Here is an 18161-nt window from a genome sequence, read left to right on the forward strand (position 1 = left end):
GCGCCAGCACCGCGTGGTTCGCCTCCCAGCCGTCCGGGCTGTGTTCATCGGCCGCCTGCGGCGGCGTGCCGGACTCCGTCCGGCGGTTGGGGGGGGCGGACGCGGAGGTGTGGTGGTGCGGTGCTCCTGGTCCCGGTCATGGCCGCCGGCTCACGCGGTGTTCCGCCAGATGCGCCAGCACCGTGTGGTTCGCCTCCCAGCCGTCCGGGCTGTGTTCATCGGCCGCCTGCGGCGGCGTGCCGGACTCCGTCCGGCGGTTGGGGGGCGGACGCGGAGGTGTGGTGGTGCGGCGCTCCTGGTCCCGGTCATGGCCGTCGGCTCACGCGGTGTTTTGCCAGATGCGCCAGCACCGCGTGGTTCGCCTCCCAGCCGTCCGGAAACTTCACCAGCGTGCCCAGCTGGACCGGTTCCGTGGAGGGATAGTCGTCCAGGAGGTCACTCACGCCCGCGCGGCAGACCACGATGCAGGCGTGGCGGTGCCGGGAGGCCAGGACGCACAGGCGGCCCGTCTCCAGGTGGAAGGCGGTGGCGTCGGGGCGGCCGGAGAGCGGGTGCAGGACGACCGTGATGTCGTACTCCCGGCCCTGGAGACGGTTCGCGGTGTCGACCGTGACGTCCGCCACGCCCAGCTCGGCGAGGGCCGTGCGGACGGCCGCCGCCTGGTCGCGGTGGGCCGTGCCGACGGCGATGCGGTCGGGGGTGACGGGGGTGGGGGAGGGGGAGCGTTCGGAGGTCGCGGCGCCGCCTCGGTCCAGCAGGCGGCGGACGACCGTGGCCACGGCCCGCACCGCCTCCGGGTCCGTGCGCGGGGTGTGCCGGGCGGGCAGCTCCAGCAGGCCCCAGCCGGATTCCGCCGCCTCGTCGATCACCCGGTCGGGGCCGGAGCCGTCCGAGGGGATCGCAAAGGTCAGGCGGCGGTCGTCGTGGTCGGTGCCGCTGCGGAAGGGCGTGTAGGGGTAGAAGGCGTCCGAGACCAGGGGGGCCGCGGAGGCCGGGAGGCGCCAGGAGACCGGCAGGCGGTGCTGGGGCAGGCCGGGGTTGTGGGCCAGGAGGGTGGTCACCGCGGACGCCGAGGGGTCGTACGACAGGCCCGCCCACTGCTCGCTGCCGACGATCGCGAACGGGTCCAGCTGGCCGGGGTCGCCGACGAACAGCGCCCGCTCGAAGAGCCCCGCCACGGCCAGCAGGGAGTCGGAACGCATCTGGTACGCCTCGTCCACGATCGCATGCCGCCACGGCTCGTCGACCTTCACATGCGCCCACTTCGCGGCCGTGGACAGGACGACCGGCAGGCCGTTCAGGTCGGCCGCCTTCGCGGAGGTGCGCACCTGCGGCAGATCGTCCAGCGCCTTGTCGTAGGCGTCGGTGTCACTGCTGTGCAGGCGGCCGACCGGCAGGTCTGGGTTCTTCTCGGCGAGCCTGAGGACGAGATCGTCCACCTGTGCGTTCGTCTGCGCCACCACCATCAACGGGCGGCCCGCCTCGGCCAGTTCCAGCGCCGCGCGGACCACCAGCGTCGACTTGCCCGCGCCGGGCGGGGAGTCCACGACGACACCGCGCTCGGAGCCGTGCAGGGTGTCGTGGAGGATCGCGTCGGTGGCGCGGGCGGCAGCGGCCCCGGGATCGACGTCGACCGTCGTCACAGCACATCCTCCTCGGTCACCGTGTCGGGGGCCTCCGGTACGGCCTCACCGGGCGGGCCGCCGTGCGTCCACGGGGTCTCCTCCGGGTCGGGCAGCTTCGCCCCGCCGCGCTGCTCGTGCTCGAAGAGGGTGAAGCACACCCGGTCGCCCTTCTCCGGCACGGAACCGGGCTCGGGCTCCTTGCCGCGGCCCATCTTGTCCAGGATCCGCAGCACGAGGCCGTCCTCGGAGTCGTATCCCGCGAACTCCGCCGACTGCGGCTTGCCGCCCAGCGAGCGGTACACCTTCGCGCGCTCCGCGAGATGCGGCCGGTCGTCCGTGCGGACCGTCACCAGCGGGCGCGGGCTGGGCCGCCTGCCCTCGCTGTACGCCATCACGACATCGGTCACCTCGCCCGTGAACGCCTCCCCGGCCAGCCGCCGCGCCGCCATCACCAGCGGATCGTCCAGCGCCTCCTGCGCCTCCAGACGGGCCTGCTCGCGCTCGCGCGTGGCCAGCTTGTTCGCCGCCGTCACCGCATCGTCCCGGCGCGGCTGCGGGGGTTCGCCGGCCAGCACCCGGTCGCGGTGCCCGGTGAAGGACCAGCGGTCGCGGGTCCAGCGCTCCGCCACGTGCGCGCCCTCCGGCAGCGCCCGCAGCAGGTCCAGGCCCCGCCACACCGCGTCCCAGGTGGGCCGGGTGCGGCTCTCCACCAGGTCGCGGATCGTCTGCTCGGCCGTGGTGAGCGCGGCCAGCCGGTCGTCGGCGGCCAGGGCGTCCTCGGCGGCGGCGAGTGCCGCGCGTGCGCGGTCGTACCGCTCGATCGCCGGGGCCAGCAGCCTGTTGTCGAAGGCCGGGTCGGTGGCCGGACCGGCCGGCGGGCACAGCAGCTGGCCGGCCGCGTCCCGCGCCAGCTCGGCCCGGCGCGCGGCCTCGGCGCCGGAGGTGCCCTCGGGCGGGTCGATCCAGGCGAGCAGCGCCCCCAGGTGCTGGTCCTCCAGACCGGACTGGCCGGTCGCCCAGTGCCGGGACAGCAGATCGGTCAGGGCCAGCAGGAGCGAGGAGCCGGGGACCCGGGACCGCTCGCCGTAGTGGGTCAGCCAGCGGCCGAGCAGCGGCACCCGGGGCGGCGCCGGGTAGGGCGCCTCCGGGTCCTGCTCGGCCGTACGGCGGAACCGCATCGAGCGGCCCAGCAGCCGTACGAAGTCCAGGCCCGCGCGGCTCGGCACGATCAGCTGGGGCGCGTCCGCGCACAGCTCCACCTCGACCTTGACCCGCTTGCCGGTCTCCGGGTCGGTCTCGGTGCGTTCGGCCGCCTCCACGGACTTGGCACAGGAGTCGATGTACGGCAGGACGATATCGGCCAGGTCGGCGAGGAAGGAGAACCGCAGGTCGCGGTCGCGGGGTTGCGGTACGACCAGCAGGCGGGGCGCGTCCCGGTCGGTGCCGACCAGGGCGCCGAGCGGGGCGCCGGCCTCGCCCGCGGTGGTGAGCGGCACGAACACCAGCGGGCGGTCGGACAGATGCCGGTGCCGGACGGTCGCGGCGGGCTGGGCCCGGCCGGTGGCGACCGCCTCCAGCCGGGCGAGGGTGGTGATCAGGGACACGGGACGACCTCCCGGCGGGCCGCGTCCGCCAGCGCCTCCGCGCGCAGGGCGGCCGCCCTGCGCAGCGCCGCGACCGCGGGGTCGTCCGGATCGCCCGTCTCGCCGCGGGCTGCCGCGAGGACGTCCTCGACCGTGGTCAGACCGCCCAGTTCGGCGCGCAGCGGACGGCCGAGACGGGTGACCGCGCCCTGCGCGCGGGAGCGGTCCCGGCAGTGGAAGGCCAGTTCGCACGCGGACAGGCACTCGGGCGCGTACGCCGCCGGGACCGCCTCCACGGCCGCCGTCAGCTCCTCGGCGCCCCGGTCGGGCGCGAAGCACAGGCCCTCGGGCAGGGCCTCGGCGATCTCCTCGATCCGGGTGAGCCGGGCCAGCTGGCGGGCGGTGACCGCGCGCTGCTTGCGGACGTCGACGGCGGAGCCGGCGGGCAGGTTCGAGAAGTCCTTCGGGCACACGAGCAGGATCCGGTGCCGTACGAACGGGACGGGGGCGTGCTCGTGGGCGCGTCCCTCCGGCTCCGCGCCGAGCCGCGCGGCGACCTCCTCCAGCGCCAGCACGTACACCGCCGCCTGCCGGGCCGCGGCACCGACCTTCGCCGGGTCCGCCGAGCCGTCCAGCAGGGGGAAGGACTTGATCTCCACCACGGACCAGCTGCCGTCCGGGTGCACCACCACCGCGTCCGGCTCCAGGAAGGCGAGCGAACCGGCCACGTCCAGCGCCAGCATCGGATGGTCCAGCAGCGTCCAGCCGCCCGCGCGCGTGGCCTCGCGCAGCGCCAGCGCCGTACGTGCCGTACGCCCCTCGGGGCCGTGCGCGGTCAGGTCGGGTACGGCGGCCCCTTCCGGCGCTGCGGCACCCGGGTCGAGGCGGGTGTGCGCCAGCCGGAGCAACTCGGCGCCGCCGTCGGCCTTCACCTTCGCCTCGAACGCGTTGCCGCGCGTCAGCGCGAACTGCGACTGACCGAACGCGGACGGCGCGCCCAGCGCGCTCGCCAGCCGCGCCTTGTCCACCCCGGCGCCGTCCAGGATGGCCCGCCTGGCGCACCCGGGGTTCGCCGCGAGCGCCGCGAGGGCGCGCGCGTCCAGGGCCTTGGCCGGTACGTCGGGACCGCGCAGCTCAGCGAGTCGGTGTCGGAGCCCCTTCGCCCGCGTCGCGGGCGGAGGTGTCCGGTTCGGCCCCGGCGTCGAGCTGCGACTGGCGCTGCCGTGGAATTCGCTCACCCGCGGAAGTCTGGCATCCGGCACTGACAATCGGGGAACCCGTGGCGTCCGTGACCGGTGCGCTGCGCGGGAACACCCGGGGCAGGCGGGCCCGGACCCGGTCCACGACCCGCATCACGGGCTGCGCCAGCAGGTGGCCGACGCCCATCACGGCGACGCCCGCGACCGCGTCCAGGAGGTAGTGGTTGGCGGTGCCCATGACCACCAGGGCGGTCCCCAGCGGATAGCCGACGGCGACGGTTCTCGCGAGGCGGGTACGGCCGTGGCGCCACAGCATCACCCCGCACCACAGCGCCCAGCCGACGTGCAGGCTCGGCATCGCCGCGTACTGGTTGGTCATCCCGCCCATGCCACGCGGCGCGCTCGCCTCGCTGCCCCACCAGCCGTACGAGCTGTAGTGCGCCATGGTGTCCACGAAGCCGTGACCGGCGGAGAGCAGCCGGGGCGGGCAGGTGGGCAGCAGCGTGAAGCCGATCAGGCCGATGAACGTGGACGTCATCAGCCAGGTGCGGGCCCGCCGGTAGTGCTCGGCGTGGGCCCGGAACAGCCAGATCAGAAGGGCGGGCGTGACCAGGTAGTGCAGCGAGGCGTACCAGAAGTCCGCCGGCACACCGAGCCAGGGCTCGCGCGTGAACAGCCGGTTGAGCGGGTGCTCCGCGTCCAGGTGCAGGGCCTTCTCCAGGCGCAGGAGCGCCAGGCCGTGGTCGACGGCGGAGGACACGTCACCGCGGGCGAGGAGCCGGCCGGCCGAGTAGCAGCCGTAGACCAGGAGGATCAGCGGCAGCTCGGTCCACCAGCGCAGCCGGGGTCGCGGGGTCACCTCGGTGCCCGGTGTCTCGGTCTGCGGCATCCGATCGCCCTCCCCCTTCTGCAGTGCGGTGCGCCCCCGGAGGGCGACCGTGCCACTTTACGGTGTCCGTGTTCCGCCCATGCGGGCGCTCCGGCCCCCGAAGACGCTGACATCGCCCGCCGGGTTGCCCCGAACGGGTGTGAGCGATGATGGAGAAGTCCTCTCTCGTCGTTCTCGTGGCGTCCGTGTGGCGTCTTCCTCCCGGAAAGGTCTCCCATGGCACCGCGCATCCTGCTGGCCCGGCACGGACAGACGGAATGGTCGCTGTCCGGCAAGCACACCGGCAGGACCGACGTGCCGCTGCTGGAGGAGGGCAGGCGGGGAGCCAAGCTGCTCGGCGAGCGACTGCACCGGGCTCCGCTGGACGGGCTGCGGGGGGTGGAGGTGCGCACCAGTCCGCTGGCACGCGCGCGTGAGACGTGCGAACTGGCCGGCTTCGGGGACCGGGCCACCGTGTGGGACACACTCGTGGAGTGGGACTACGGCGCCTACGAGGGGATGACGCCGGCCGAGATCCAGGCCGTACGGCCGGGGTGGCTGATCTGGCGGGACGGGGTGCCGGAGGGCGAGAGCCTCGCCGAGGTGACCGCGCGTGCGGACGAGGTGGTCTCCTGGGCCCGCTCGTCCGATCGCGACGTCCTGGTCTTCGCCCACGGGCACATCCTCCGCTCCATAGGCGCCCGGTGGCTGGGCCTGCCGCTGGACTTCGCGGCGCGGATACGCCTGAACCCGACCTCGCTGTCCGTCCTCGGCTGGGCCTACGGCGAGCCGGCGATCGAGAGCTGGAACGACGTGGGGCACTTGGCGGGATGATCGGGTGCGGGGGCTGGGCGGCACCCTGAAGGGGGCGGGTCACTGCGCGAGCGACCCCGCGCACCGCAGCCCGGAGACCACCGGCAGCCCCTGCCCGGAGCGGTTACGCCCTCCCGGTTCTCGGCATGGACGCATGCCGGTCCAGGAACTCCGACACTCCCGACGCCCGCCGGTGGGGCAACAGCACCCGAGCCGTCCCCGCCAGCATCCCCTGGACGCGGGAGGACTGGACCTGGTCCAGCAACGACAGCACCCTCAGACCGGCTGCCGCCGCCTCGTCGGGACGGCCCTCGCGGGCCAGGTCGTCCGCCAGCTCGGCCATGTACAGGGCGATGTTCCGCGTGAAGTGCGGATCCTGCAGATGCGCCGCCCGGCGCGCGTGCCGGGACGCGCGCCGCCAGTCACCCAGCGTGGACCAGCACTGCGCCTCAAGCCCCTCCAGCTCGGCCTCGCCGTAGAAGCTCATCCACTCGGGGTCGGCGTCCGATCGGCCCCGCGCGAAGAGCGCCTGGGCCCGGACGAGAGCCTGTTCGCAGCCCGTGCGGTCGGCGAGCCCCGCCCAGCCGCCGGCTTCGCGCAGCGCGAGCAGGGACATCAGCCGCGCCGAACCCAGCGGAGCGGCTGCGCGCTGGGCGGCCTGCGCGGCGCGGACCGCCTCGCGCGGGCGGCCGGCGTCCCGCGCAAGGAACGCGGTGTTGCAGAAGGCGTGTGCCTCCAGCGCCGGGTCCCCGGTCATCCGGGCGGTGGCCAGCGCCTCCGCATAGTGCGAGCGGGCGTCGTCGAAGCGGCCCGAGTCGTGCGCCAGCCAGCCCACGGAGATGGCGAGTTCACCGGCGCCCGAGTGCAGGCGGTCGGCGGTGGTCTGCCGGGTCGCGCCGGCGTCCAGCAGCGCGTAGGCCGCGCGCAACGGAGCGGCCGCGCGCCGGTAGAGGCCGTCCGCGCCGTGCCGGTCGTCGAGCAGCCGGATACGGCGGACCGCCTCCTCCAGGGCGGCCGCCTCGGGCGTTCCCGGCCGGCGAGCGGTGCGGACCGCCGCGGCGGCGTCCGTGGTGAGCCCCAGCGGGCCCAGCGTGGCGGCGGCCACCGTGGCGCCTCCGCCGGTCATGAATGCGCGACGCAGCACGTCGCTCTCCTCGTGGTTCGGATGGTCTTTCGCGTACGGCTCGTGCGGGTCGTACGGGTCCTGTGTGTCATACGGTTCGAAGGCCGCCGGTGTCTCACCGGCCCCCCGGCCCTCACCGTTGATGAGTGCCCCGGGCATGGCCGCCGTCGTCCGCGCCGCGCGCCCGCGGACGGACGAGCGGGGCGCGAAGCCGAGGTCGGTGAGCGTGCGGCCGGGGAACATGTGCAGGAACACCCGTTCGTACGCGTAGTTGGGGCAGCGGATCTCGCCCGCCTCGACCCTGCCGACATACCGCGCGTCACAGCTCACCCGCTCACCGATCTCGCGCGCGGCACGGCGTACCAGTGCCGCGAACTCGGCCGGTGAACGACTGCCGCGCAGCTGCCGGAAGGCGAGGTTCGGCCGGGGTGGCCGTTCGGGCTGTGACGCGGTCTCGGTTGACGACGCCATGGCCGGGTCCTCTCGTGCGAACCGTCGAACCATGCCGGATCCGGGACGGATTCGGGACGAGTTGTCCGAGTGACGTCCTGGTTCCGGCGGGCATGAACGTACCTGCTGTGAAGGGTCCGCCACGCTGTGTTTGGCTACAAACCGGATATCTCATCCACGATCCGCCATGAAGTGCCATCCTTTGCGGCGCACTTGTGCCGTAGCCGTTGACGCGTTCACGCGTTGGACCCCGTGGACCGCAACAGGGCTGTGTGGTGGAGGCCGGCATGGAGACCAGCCAGAGCAACGAACCTTGTACCTCGCCGTCGTCGGCCGCGAAGGGTGCGGCGGCCGAGGCGGCCTGCGACCTCGTGACGGTACCGGCCCGGCAGGGCCTTGAGGCGGTCGACATCCTGCGACGCGGCGCCGGTGACGCGATGGGACCCGTGCTGCACGACGGCGGCTGCGCCACCCTCGGTTTCCTGGTTCCGGCCGGCACGGCGGCCTGCTGGGACGTGCCGGGCAGCACCTGTACGGAGACGGACGGGCGTGGACTGAGACTCGATCCCGAGCCGCCGGTGGAGGGCTCCGACTGGCTGCTGCCGCCCGGCGAGGCCGACCTCGCCACCGATCCGGTGGTGCTGCGCCGGGCCCTCGGGGAGGCGGCCCGGATGATCGAGGCGGCCGACAGCCGCCGGTGAGGCGCCCGCCCGTACGGGCTGCGAAAATGGTCCGATGGGCAGGTCCAGGAACACACGGCGGACACGGGACACGCGGCGCGGGCCGGCCGTCGAAGCCGTCGTGGAGGCGGTCGACGGCGGGCTCGCTCAGCTGGTGCCCGACCCCGACCGCAACCGGGCCTGGACGCTGCTGATCGACGGCGCGCCCCAGTCGCACGTCGACCTGGACGACCCCGCGTACCTCTCCTTCGAGTACCAGCGCCGCCTCGGCCATGTCATCGACCTTCTCGCCCCGCCCGGCAGGCCCGTGCACGCCGTGCATCTCGGCGGCGGCGCGTTCACCCTCGCCCGGTACACCGCAGCGACCCGCCCCCGCTCCACCCAGCAGGTCGTCGAACGCGACGCGACCCTGGTCCAACTGGTCCGCCGGGAGCTGCCGTTGGACCCGAACGCGCGGATACGGGTGCGCTCGGCGGACGCCCGCGCGGGGCTGGCGAAGGTCCCGGACGGGTGGGCGGACCTGGTCGTCGCGGACGTCTTCAGCGGCGCCCGCACCCCCGCCCACCTCACCTCCACCGAGTTCCTGGACGAGGTCCGCCGGGCCCTGAAGCCGTCCGGGGTCTACGCGGCCAACCTGGCCGATGGCCCGCCGCTCGCCCACCTGCGCGGCCAGATCGCCACCGCCGCCGCCCGGTTCGCCGAGCTGGCGCTGATCGCCGACCCGGCCGTCCTGCGCGGCAAGCGCTTCGGCAACGCCGTCCTGGTCGCCTCCGACGCCCCGCTCCCGCTCGCCGACCTCACCCGCCGCGCCGCCGCCGACCCGCACCCGGGCCGGGTCGAACACGGCAAGCCGCTGAGGGACTTCACCGGCGGCGCACTCCCGGTGACGGACGCCACGGCGGCGGCCTCCCCGGCCCCACCGCCCTCGGTGTTCCGCTGACGCCCCGGCCCTTCCCGCGGTTGCTCGGCCGCCGTTCGGGAGCTCAGTAGCTGCCCACCTCCACATGCGGCGGACCGTCGTGCCAGGCACAGAAAACCGAGACCCGGTCCGTGCCCCGGCTGAACTCCACGCGGATCCATGTCTGCGTCTTCCACACCTGCATCGACCAGCCGGTCCCCGGCGTCGCCGAGACGAGGGTGGCGCTGGAGGCGTCCAACTCGAACACCGCCCGGCCGCCGTCGGTGTCGTACGACTTGACCCGGCCCGACGTGGTGGCGGGGGAGGGGGTGCGGGTGGGCGTCCGGGAGGGCGTGGGCGTCGGCGGCCGGCTCGACGGGCTCTTCGACGGCGACGGCCGGTGCGCCGGCGGGGGCAGCGCCTTGCCGCCCTGCGCGGTGGCGTCGGCGGCGGTGACCGGCAGGGCGCGCGGCGGGTCGTACGCCGTCCCCGCCATCACCGTGTGCACGCCCCACCACGACAGCGTGACCGCCGCTCCCGTCGCGAGCAGCCACGCCAGTACGTGTACGAGTCCTCTGCGCATGGCGGGTCATACTGCCTCAGGGGCACCGCGGTGCGCACATGCTCCGAGTTGTCCACAGGTGCCCGCCCGGTGTGGTCCGCATGGCGTACGGTGCGGCGCATGGCAAGTGTGCTCGTGGTCGAGGACGACCAGTTCGTACGCTCGGCGCTCATCCGGCATCTGACCGACGCCGCACACACCGTGCGCAGCGTCGGTACGGCGCTGGAGGCGCTGCGCGAGGTCGCCCATTTCCGCTTCGACGTGGTCGTCCTCGACCTCGGACTGCCGGACCTGGACGGCTCCGAGGCGCTGAAGATGCTCCGCGGCATCACCGACGTCCCCGTCATCGTCGCCACCGCACGGGACGACGAGACGGAGATCGTCCGGCTGCTCAACGCCGGTGCGGACGACTACCTGACCAAGCCGTTCTCCGTCGAGCACCTGTCCGCCCGGATGGCGGCCGTACTGCGCCGGGCCCGCTCCGGCGGAGGGGAGGCCCCGCCCTCGTCCGTGCTCCGCGTCGGCGGCCTGACCGTCGACCCGCTGCGCCGCCAGGCCGAACTGGACGGAGTCCGCCTCGACCTCACCCGCCGCGAGTTCGACCTGCTCGCCTTCCTCGCCGGCCGCCCCGGGGTCGTCGTCCCGCGCAAGGAACTCCTCGCCGAGGTCTGGCAGCAGTCCTACGGCGACGACCAGACCATCGACGTACATCTGTCCTGGTTGCGCCGGAAACTGGGGGAGACGGCCGCCCGGCCCCGCTATCTCCACACGCTCCGGGGCGTCGGCGTGAAGCTCGAACCCCCCGTGGCACCGGCTGCGGACGGGGAGCCGGTCCGATGAGATGGGCCCTGGTCAAGGTGTGCCTGGCGGTCACCACGATGGTCGTGGTCGCCTTCGCGGTCCCGCTCGGGCTGGTCGTCAAGGAGATGGCCCGTGACCGGGCCTTCTCCAACGCCGAACGGCAGGCCGCCGCGGTGGCGCCCGCGCTGTCCATCACCACCGACCGGGACGAACTGGAGCGCGTCGTCGCCTCCGCCGGTGCCGACTCCGGCATGGCCGTGCATCTGCCCGCCGCCGACGGCCGGTCGGCACTCGACCTCGGCAGACAGCGCGCCGCCGGCCGCGACATCCAGGCGGTGCGGAAACTGGGCCGCGCCTCCACGACCTCCGTCTCCGGCGGCTCCACGCTGCTCCAGCCGGTCGCGCTCGGCTCCGGCGCCATAGCGGTCGTCGAGGTCTACGTCCCCGAGTCCGAGGTGACCAATGGCGTCGGCACGGCCTGGGCGGTGCTCGCGGCCGTCGGCCTGGCGCTGATCGTCGGCTCCGTCGCGGTCGCCGACCGGCTCGGGGTGCGCATGGTGCGCCCCGCCCAGCGGCTGGCCGAGGGCGCGCACGAACTGGGCGAGGGCCGGCTGGGCGCCCGGGTGCCGGAGGACGGTCCGACCGAACTGCGACTGGCCGCCGTGGCGTTCAACTCCATGGCCGACCAGGTCGTCCAACTCCTCGCCAATGAACGGGAGATGGCCGCCGACCTCTCCCACCGCCTGCGCACCCCGCTCACCGTCCTGCGGCTCAACACGGCCTCCCTCGGCGCGGGGCCCGCCGCCGAGCAGACCCGCGCCGCCGTCGCCCAGCTGGAGCGCGAGGTCGACACCATCATCCGTACGGCCCGGGAGGCCAAGCCGCAGACGGTCGCGGCCGGGCCCGGCGCCGGATGCGACGTGGCCGAAGTGGTGCGCGAGCGCATGGAGTTCTGGTCCGCGCTCGCCGAGGACGAGGGCCGCAAGTGGCGGGTGGCCGGAATCGAGCGGCCGGTGCGCATACCCGTGGCCCGCGCCGACCTGGCCGCGGCCCTCGACGCCCTGCTCGGCAATGTCTTCCGGCACACCGCCGAGGGCACCGCCTTCGCGGTCGACGTGCACAACGCCGAGGACGCGGTGATCGTGCTGGTCTCCGACGCGGGCCCCGGCATAGCCGACCCGGACGCCGCGATGGCCCGGGGCCGCGGCTCCGGCAACACCGGCTCGACCGGGCTCGGCCTCGACATCGTGCGCCGGCTCGCCGAGGCCACCGGCGGGGACGTCCGGATCGGATCCTCGGTGCTGGGCGGCACCGAGGTGCGGATCTGGTTCCAGCTGGACGGGCGGGGGCCGGTGGCGCGGGGCCGTGCGCGAAGACGCCGATCGGGCAAACCGGTCCCGACTGGTCTCGACCATTAATCGTCGCCGATCCCTTCCTTAAGCGAACCCTAAGGTCTGCAACGGCCGTCCCGATCAAGCCATTTGTCCGATTCCGGATCGCTAGCGTGCTGCCGCACCTCACCCCCGTGAACAGCGAAGGCAGGCACGCGCATGAGCACGCACCGGCGCAGGATCAGTGGCAGGAACAAGGCGATCGGCGGGCTCGTGGCCGCGGCCGCGGTCGGCGGCGGCGCCATCCTGCTGACCGGCACCGCGAACGCGGCCGGGGTCAACGCCGCGTACACCAGGACCAGCGACTGGTCGACGGGCTACACCGCGCAGTACGTCGTCACCAACAACAGCGCCCAGCCGGAGAAGACCTGGACGCTGGAGTTCGACCTGCCGGCCGGAGCCCGGCTCGGCTCGCTCTGGAACGGAGAGTCGAGCGTCAGCGGCCGGCACGTCACCGTGAAGCCCCCGAAGTGGGACAGGGACGGTCTGGCCCCCGGCAAGTCGGTCACCGTCGGCTTCGTGGTCAACGGCAGCGGCGACCCGGGGGGCTGTCGTATCGACGACGCGAAGTGCTCGGCGGACGACGCGCCCACTCCCGAGCCGAGCGGCCGCCCGACCAGCACCCAGTCGCCGGCCCCGACCCCCACCAAGTCGTCCACTCCCACCCCCACGCCGACCAAGAGCGCGACCCCCACGCCCACCGGCGGCACCGGCACCGGAAACGGCACCACCTCCTCCGCGGGATTCGCCCCGTACGTCGACACCTCCCTCTATCCGGCCTTCGACCTCCTCGCCGCCGCCGACGCGACCGGCGTGAAGAACTACAACCTCGCCTTCATCACCGACGGCGGCGGCTGCACCCCCAAGTGGGGCGGAGTGACCGACCTGACCAGCGACGGCGTCGCCGCGCAGATCGGCTCCCTGCGTGCCAAGGGCGGCGACGTCCGGGTCTCCTTCGGCGGCGCGTCCGGCTCCGAACTGGCCACCACCTGCTCCTCCGCCGACGCGCTGGCGGCGGCGTACGGCAAGGCGGTCGACGCGTTCAAGCTCACCAAGGTGGACTTCGACGTCGAGGGCGGCGCGCTGCCCAACACGGCGGCGAACACCCTCCGGGCGAAGGCGATAGCGAAGCTCCAGGCCCAGCACCCGGACCTGGACGTCTCCTTCACCCTCCCCGTGCTGCCGCAGGGCCTCACCCAGGACGGCGTGAACCTCCTGTCCGACGCCAAGGCCAACGGCGTGAAGATCGGCACGGTCAACATCATGGCGATGGACTACGGCCCCTCGTTCAGCGGGGACATGGGTGACCTGGCCGAACAGGCGGCAACCGCCACCCAGGCGCAGGTCAAGAGCGTGCTGGGCCTTTCCGACTCCGCCGCCTGGAAGACCGTCGCGGTCACCCCGATGATCGGTGTCAACGACGTCTCCTCCGAGGTCTTCAAGGTGGACGACGCCACCCAGCTGGCGACCTTCGCCAAGTCCAAGGGCCTCGGTGGCCTCTCGATGTGGTCCGCCACCCGCGACCAGCAGTGCGCCGGCGGCCCCAAGCCCACCGCCGACGCCACCTGCAGCTCGATCGCCCAGGACAAGCACGCCTTCTCGAAGGCGTTCGGCGCCTTCAAGTGACCCACCCCCCTGCGCGGGGGGCGCGGCACGACGGTGGGGTGCCGCGCCCCCCGGTAGCATCGGGTCATCCGGTGGACGAGGGGGCGCAGTGATCGAACTGTCCGACATGATCCGCGAGTTGAGGGAACAGCTGACGTCGGCCCTGACGGGCGGGGACGGGCAGCTCGTACGGTTCGAGGTCGGTCCGGTGGAGGTCGAGGCCACCGTCGCCGTCACCCGCGAGGCGGGCGCGGACGCCAAGGTGAAGCTGTGGGTCGTCGACGCGGGCGCGAACGGCAAGTACTCCAACGCGCAGACCCAACGGATCAAGGTCACGCTGACCCCGAAGACGATCCCGGCGGACGGCACCCCGGCCCGGCCTGTTCTGATCGCGGGCGGCGAGGTTGACGGCGAGCGGTGACCCGGGCCTTCGGCCGGCACAGGTCGCCGAGATCATCGCAGCGCCGTCCAACCGTGCTGAGGCCAGGCGCGGTACGGGCTATCTGTTCGCACCGGGCAAGGTCCTCACCGCCGCCCATGTCGTTGACGGCGCGAATGATGTGCACGTCCGTTTTCAGGCCGACCGGCCGGGTGAGCGGACCGTCGCGGCCGAAGTGCTGTACCGGCAGGACGGCATCGACGTCGCGGTACTCGCCATCACGGCCGAGCCGGTGGCCGGCATCACCCCCGCCACCTTCGGCCGGGTCGGTGACCAGGACGCGGTGCTGTCCTGCACCGCCATGGGCTTCCCGCGATTCAAGCTCCGTCGCGGCGAGGACGGTTCGCGCTTCCGCGACGCGGAGCACGTCCGCACCAGCTGCGCTGTACTCTCCAACCGGCGTGAGGGCACCCTCGACCTCGCCATCACCTCGCCTCCCGCCGACGACCCGGAGCCTGGCCGGGACGTCTGGGAAGGCATGTCCGGGGCGGCCGTCTTCGGCAACGGGCGACTCATCGGCATCGTTGCTCGCCACCACCGCAGCGACGGCCCCGGCCGCATCGCCGCGCTCCGGGTCGACCGCTGGGCCGAAGCGCTCCCCGACGCGGAGCTGGCTCTCCTGGAGGAGGCGTTGGGCTGCGAGCTGGCCACCGAGTCACTGCCTGAGGTGATACCGGCCACTACGTTCGCCCTGATTCAGGAGGCCTACCGCACCCAGCTCGCCGAGGACTTCGCCCCCGAGGAACTCAAGGGCCGGGAGTCCGAGCTGCGCGAGCTCGTCGCGTTGTGCAGCGGCCCCGATCAGTATCTGAGGCTTCAGGGGCGGCCCTGGTCCGGAAAGACCTCGCTGGCCGCATGGTTCGCACTGCACCCGCCCCGCGGAGTCGTCCCGGTGTGGTTCTTCATCACCTCGCGCAACGCACACCAGTCGGACAGCGACGCCTTCACCAGCGCCCTCATCGACCAGCTCGCCGCCATCGCGGGTCATGCGCCGTTCGGTCAGCACTCGCCGGGGGCCCGCGACGGGCTGCGGGGCCTGCTCCTGCGCAAGGCCGCCGAACGTGTCGCACAGTACGGTGGCACCCTGCTCCTCGTGGTGGACGGACTCGACGAGGACCAGTCCCTCGCACACGGTGGAAGCGGACCGAGCATCGCGTCACTGCTGCCGCGGCGGCCTCCCCCGAACGTCCGCGTCCTGGTGACCGGCCGACCGAGCCCCGACCTTCCCCTGGACGTGAACGACGAACACCCCTTGCGTCACTGCCGGGTCCTCGAACTCACGGCGACAGCGGAGGCACGGCACACCGAGTACAAGGCCAGGCTCGACCTCCGGCGGGCGCTGTCCGGAGACCGGTTGCAGGTCGACCTGGTCGGGCTGCTCGCCGCGGCACGCGGCACACTCACGGCTGAAGACCTGCGCGAACTGACCGGCGCGCGCCACCACGAGCTGACCGGACGGCTCGGCAGTGCCTTCGGCCGTATCCTGCGCGAGCGCGGTACCGGCGTCGACAGCGGCGGAGACGTGACCCTGTACGTGGCGGGCCGCGGCTACCTCTTCGCACACGAGACCCTTCTCACCGCGGCCGAGGAGGAACTCGGGCCGGACCTGGACACGTACGCCGAACGTCTGCACAGCTGGGCGGAGGCCCATGCACGCAAGGGGTGGCCGGCCGACACCCCGCTGTACCTGCTCCAGCCGTACGGCCGTCTGCTCACACAGTTCCAGGACGTACGTCGTATCCGTGCCCTCGCCACGGACGCTCGCCGACGCGACCGGCTGCGGGAGGTCACCGGCAGCGACGCGGCGTGCCTCGCGGAGATCGAGGCGGCACGACAGGTGGTACGCAGCAACGCCCCTGATCACCTGGGGACACTGGCAGCCCTTGCAGCCGTGGCGGATCTGCTCGCCTGGCGCAACGAGTCGCTGCACCCGGACATCCCCGCGGTCTACGCCCGCCTGGGTCGCGTGCGCCATGCGATCGGGCTCGCCCGCAGTGTCTTCGATCCGTTCCACAGCGCACGCGCACTGGCCCGGATTGCACGCGTTCTGGCCGAAGCGGGGGACCGGCGGGCCGTGGGGCTGGCCGAGGAAGCGCTGGAACTGACGCGGAGGACGGTGGGCGAGAATCAGTGGTCCCACGGCGACGGGATCGTCGACGACGCGCTGCGGGAGCTGGCCGCCGTCTTGATGGCGACGGGCGAGGAGGGTGAGGCACTGCGCCGGCTCGGCGAGTCGCGACCGCCGAGCAAGAGGCGGGGCGTCGAGGCGTTGGCCATGGTCGCCCGCGCTGCCAAGGACCCACAGTGCGCGGCCGACTTGTTGCACCACACGGAAAAACTGGCGCGAGGTATCACCTTCCTGCCCGACCGTGTCCGTGCGCTGGGTGCCACGGCCGAAGCATGGACGGCCCATGCAGCGCCGAGCCGTGCCGCACGTCTGTACGACGAAGTGGCCGCCCTCGCCGAGGAGCACGCCTACGCCTCAGGAAATGTCCCCGCGGCCGCCGCACGGATCCTGCACACCGTGAACCGGCCCCAGGCGGAGCGCATGATCCGGCTCGCCCTCGAAGCTCACGGGCGAGGGGGGCTGATGGCGCCCGGCAATGAAGAGGACGCCTACGACACGGTGTCCGCGCTCGCCGAGACCCATCGCACAGCCGAGGCACACGAACTCCGGGAGGTTCTGCTGCGGTGGTCCCATCCGTCGCGGAGTGTGGGACCTGCGATGGCCGTGGGGTGGGCCCGGGAGGGTCGCGTCTTGCAAGCGTGGGAGGAACTCGAGGGCTTCTGGGAGCTTCATGACCCCTCCGAGGAGGACGATTCCGTCGGCCGGGTCGTGGGACTGCTCGCCACGGCAGGAGCCGCCGACGAGCTGGAGACCCTGCTGCTCACCGGGACGAACACCTGGTGGTGGCAAGGGGTCGCCGGAGCACTCGCCGCGCTCGCGGACCACTTCGTCGACACCGATCCCGCCCGGTCGTTGAGATTGCTCCGCCAGGCGGAGCGTGGCAACCAGCTGAGGGGCGGGACGGACGAGACTTACAGCTGGATCGACGCCTCCCGCCAGGACGAGCGCCTCGCCGTGCTCGCGGGAGCACTCGCCGCCACGGGCGCACCGGACGACGCCGAGTGTCTTGTCGAGGCGATCCGCACGCCCGACATGTGTGCCTTCGCGTACGCCGCCGCGGCGGTGGCCCTCGGGGGCGTGGACGCTTCTCGAGCGACGTGTCTGGCGGAGCAGGCGGCCCGTACGGCCGAGCTCGGCGGCGGCTGGGACGAGGTCGTGCGTGCCGGCGTGCTGACCGCCGTCGTCCAGGCACTGGCGAGCACAGGAGGGGCGGAGCGGGCCATGAAGCTGGTGCAACAGCTCGGAAGAGGCCGGACCGACTACTTCTTCGCCGATCAAGCTCGTGCGATCGTGGTGACATCCCTGTGGCCGCACGATCCGGACAGGGCGGAGCACTTGGCCGATGCCCTGTTCCGCGAGCACCGGGACAGGCACCCTCCATCCGTGCCTGCCCTCCTCGGGCTGCTGGCCGCGACGGCTCCCCACGACGCCGAGCGCGCCGCCCGTGTCCAGGCACTGCTGTGGGGGGTCGACGTGGACGATCCCACGGCATGCGAATACGGGGAGAGGGCCCTGATCGTGCTGGCCACCGCCGCGAACGATCCGGAGAGGACCCGGGGCCGACTCGACCGACTGGTGCGGGAGGACAGAGCGGTGCGGGATCTCCGGGCGGCGGTCGCGGAGGCCTTCACTCACACCGCGTTGGGGAACCACGCCGAGGCCAGGGCCGTTGTCCAGGGCTTCGGGCGCGATGAGGAGCTCGCGTCGGCCGCCCTCTCCGCCCTCGCCGGTCACGCTGCCTGCGCACCCGTCGACCCCGGCGGCCTGATCGGCGGTGGCGGCGGCATCCGCGCCGCACTCGCCCGCCGCATCGCCGCGCACCTCCACCCGCCCCCCGACGGCCCGGATCCCGCTCGGGCGAGGTCCCTCCTCGCCGAGGCACTCACCCCGGAGGGCTGGTACCACGCCGTTCCCGTCCTGGCCGTGGTCGACCCCGGCGCCGTGCGCTGCGTCCGGGACGCCGTCTTTGCGCACCTCGGCCTCGACGACTAGCTCA

14 protein-coding genes are annotated in these 18161 nt (G+C 73.3%); 8 read left to right on the plus strand and 6 right to left on the minus strand.

Annotated features, from left to right (window positions below; genetic code table 11):
• Nucleotides 1-305: 305 nt before the first annotated feature.
• The 4 genes from ACZ41I_RS00005 to ACZ41I_RS00020 are packed head-to-tail and all read right to left on the minus strand — an operon-like array spanning nt 306 to nt 5296.
• Complete coding sequence (locus ACZ41I_RS00005; RefSeq protein ID WP_468512784.1) at nt 306-1643, minus strand: AAA domain-containing protein; 1338 nt, start codon at nt 1641-1643, stop codon at nt 306-308.
• Nucleotides 1640-3229: a hypothetical protein gene (locus ACZ41I_RS00010; protein WP_468512785.1), complete on the minus strand. Its 1590-nt coding sequence runs from the start codon at nt 3227-3229 to the stop codon at nt 1640-1642. Before ACZ41I_RS00010 ends, ACZ41I_RS00005 begins: the two co-directional genes overlap by 4 nt.
• The gene (locus ACZ41I_RS00015; protein ID WP_399768719.1) at nt 3220-4446 is read right to left on the minus strand and encodes a hypothetical protein; all 1227 of its coding nucleotides are present in this window, start codon (nt 4444-4446) and stop codon (nt 3220-3222) included. Before ACZ41I_RS00015 ends, ACZ41I_RS00010 begins: the two co-directional genes overlap by 10 nt.
• Nucleotides 4343-5296, minus strand: coding sequence for a phosphatase PAP2 family protein (locus ACZ41I_RS00020; RefSeq protein ID WP_468512786.1), 954 nt, complete (start codon nt 5294-5296; stop codon nt 4343-4345). The genes ACZ41I_RS00015 and ACZ41I_RS00020 overlap by 104 nt, the downstream gene beginning before the upstream one ends.
• Nucleotides 5297-5512: 216 nt before the next feature.
• Between ACZ41I_RS00020 and ACZ41I_RS00025 the strand changes: the two genes are divergently transcribed.
• Nucleotides 5513-6109 (plus strand): histidine phosphatase family protein, encoded by a 597-nt coding sequence (locus tag ACZ41I_RS00025; protein ID WP_363213942.1) that lies wholly within the window; start codon nt 5513-5515, stop codon nt 6107-6109.
• 103 nt (nt 6110-6212) lie between these two features.
• Here ACZ41I_RS00025 and ACZ41I_RS00030 read toward each other — a convergent pair whose 3' ends face one another.
• Nucleotides 6213-7682 (minus strand): hypothetical protein, encoded by a 1470-nt coding sequence (locus tag ACZ41I_RS00030; RefSeq protein ID WP_399768723.1) that lies wholly within the window; start codon nt 7680-7682, stop codon nt 6213-6215.
• 266 nt (nt 7683-7948) lie between these two features.
• Between ACZ41I_RS00030 and ACZ41I_RS00035 the strand changes: the two genes are divergently transcribed.
• Together ACZ41I_RS00035 and ACZ41I_RS00040 are read left to right on the plus strand one after the other, a co-directional pair.
• Entirely contained in the window at nt 7949-8362 is a 414-nt protein-coding gene (locus tag ACZ41I_RS00035) for a hypothetical protein (protein ID WP_363213944.1), read from the plus strand.
• 34 nt (nt 8363-8396) lie between these two features.
• Nucleotides 8397-9281, plus strand: a complete 885-nt coding sequence (locus tag ACZ41I_RS00040) for a spermidine synthase (protein WP_363213945.1) — start codon at nt 8397-8399, stop codon at nt 9279-9281.
• A gap of 43 nt (nt 9282-9324) precedes the next feature.
• On the opposite strand, the gene ACZ41I_RS00045 is transcribed toward ACZ41I_RS00040, so the two are convergent.
• The gene (locus tag ACZ41I_RS00045) at nt 9325-9822 is read right to left on the minus strand and encodes a hypothetical protein (RefSeq protein WP_363213946.1); all 498 of its coding nucleotides are present in this window, start codon (nt 9820-9822) and stop codon (nt 9325-9327) included.
• Between the two features lie 99 nt (nt 9823-9921).
• Between ACZ41I_RS00045 and ACZ41I_RS00050 the strand changes: the two genes are divergently transcribed.
• The 5 genes from ACZ41I_RS00050 to ACZ41I_RS00070 all read left to right on the plus strand — a co-directional run bounded on the left by ACZ41I_RS00050 (nt 9922) and on the right by ACZ41I_RS00070 (nt 18157).
• A complete protein-coding gene (locus ACZ41I_RS00050) occupies nt 9922-10641 on the plus strand; it encodes a response regulator transcription factor (RefSeq protein WP_399768728.1) in 720 nt (239 codons plus the stop codon).
• The gene (locus tag ACZ41I_RS00055) at nt 10638-12020 is read left to right on the plus strand and encodes a sensor histidine kinase (protein WP_468512787.1); all 1383 of its coding nucleotides are present in this window, start codon (nt 10638-10640) and stop codon (nt 12018-12020) included. The genes ACZ41I_RS00050 and ACZ41I_RS00055 overlap by 4 nt, the downstream gene beginning before the upstream one ends.
• 132 nt (nt 12021-12152) lie before the next feature.
• Nucleotides 12153-13619 carry a glycoside hydrolase family 18 protein gene (locus ACZ41I_RS00060; protein WP_468512788.1) on the plus strand — a complete coding sequence of 489 codons (1467 nt, stop codon included), beginning with the start codon at nt 12153-12155 and terminating at the stop codon, nt 13617-13619.
• Between the two features lie 88 nt (nt 13620-13707).
• Nucleotides 13708-14019 (plus strand): trypco2 family protein, encoded by a 312-nt coding sequence (locus tag ACZ41I_RS00065; RefSeq protein ID WP_468319753.1) that lies wholly within the window; start codon nt 13708-13710, stop codon nt 14017-14019.
• Nucleotides 14003-18157: a trypsin-like peptidase domain-containing protein gene (locus ACZ41I_RS00070; RefSeq protein WP_468512789.1), complete on the plus strand. Its 4155-nt coding sequence runs from the start codon at nt 14003-14005 to the stop codon at nt 18155-18157. Before ACZ41I_RS00065 ends, ACZ41I_RS00070 begins: the two co-directional genes overlap by 17 nt.
• Nucleotides 18158-18161: the final 4 nt, after the last annotated feature.

Source organism: Streptomyces sp. NPDC030799 (assembly GCF_055572255.1).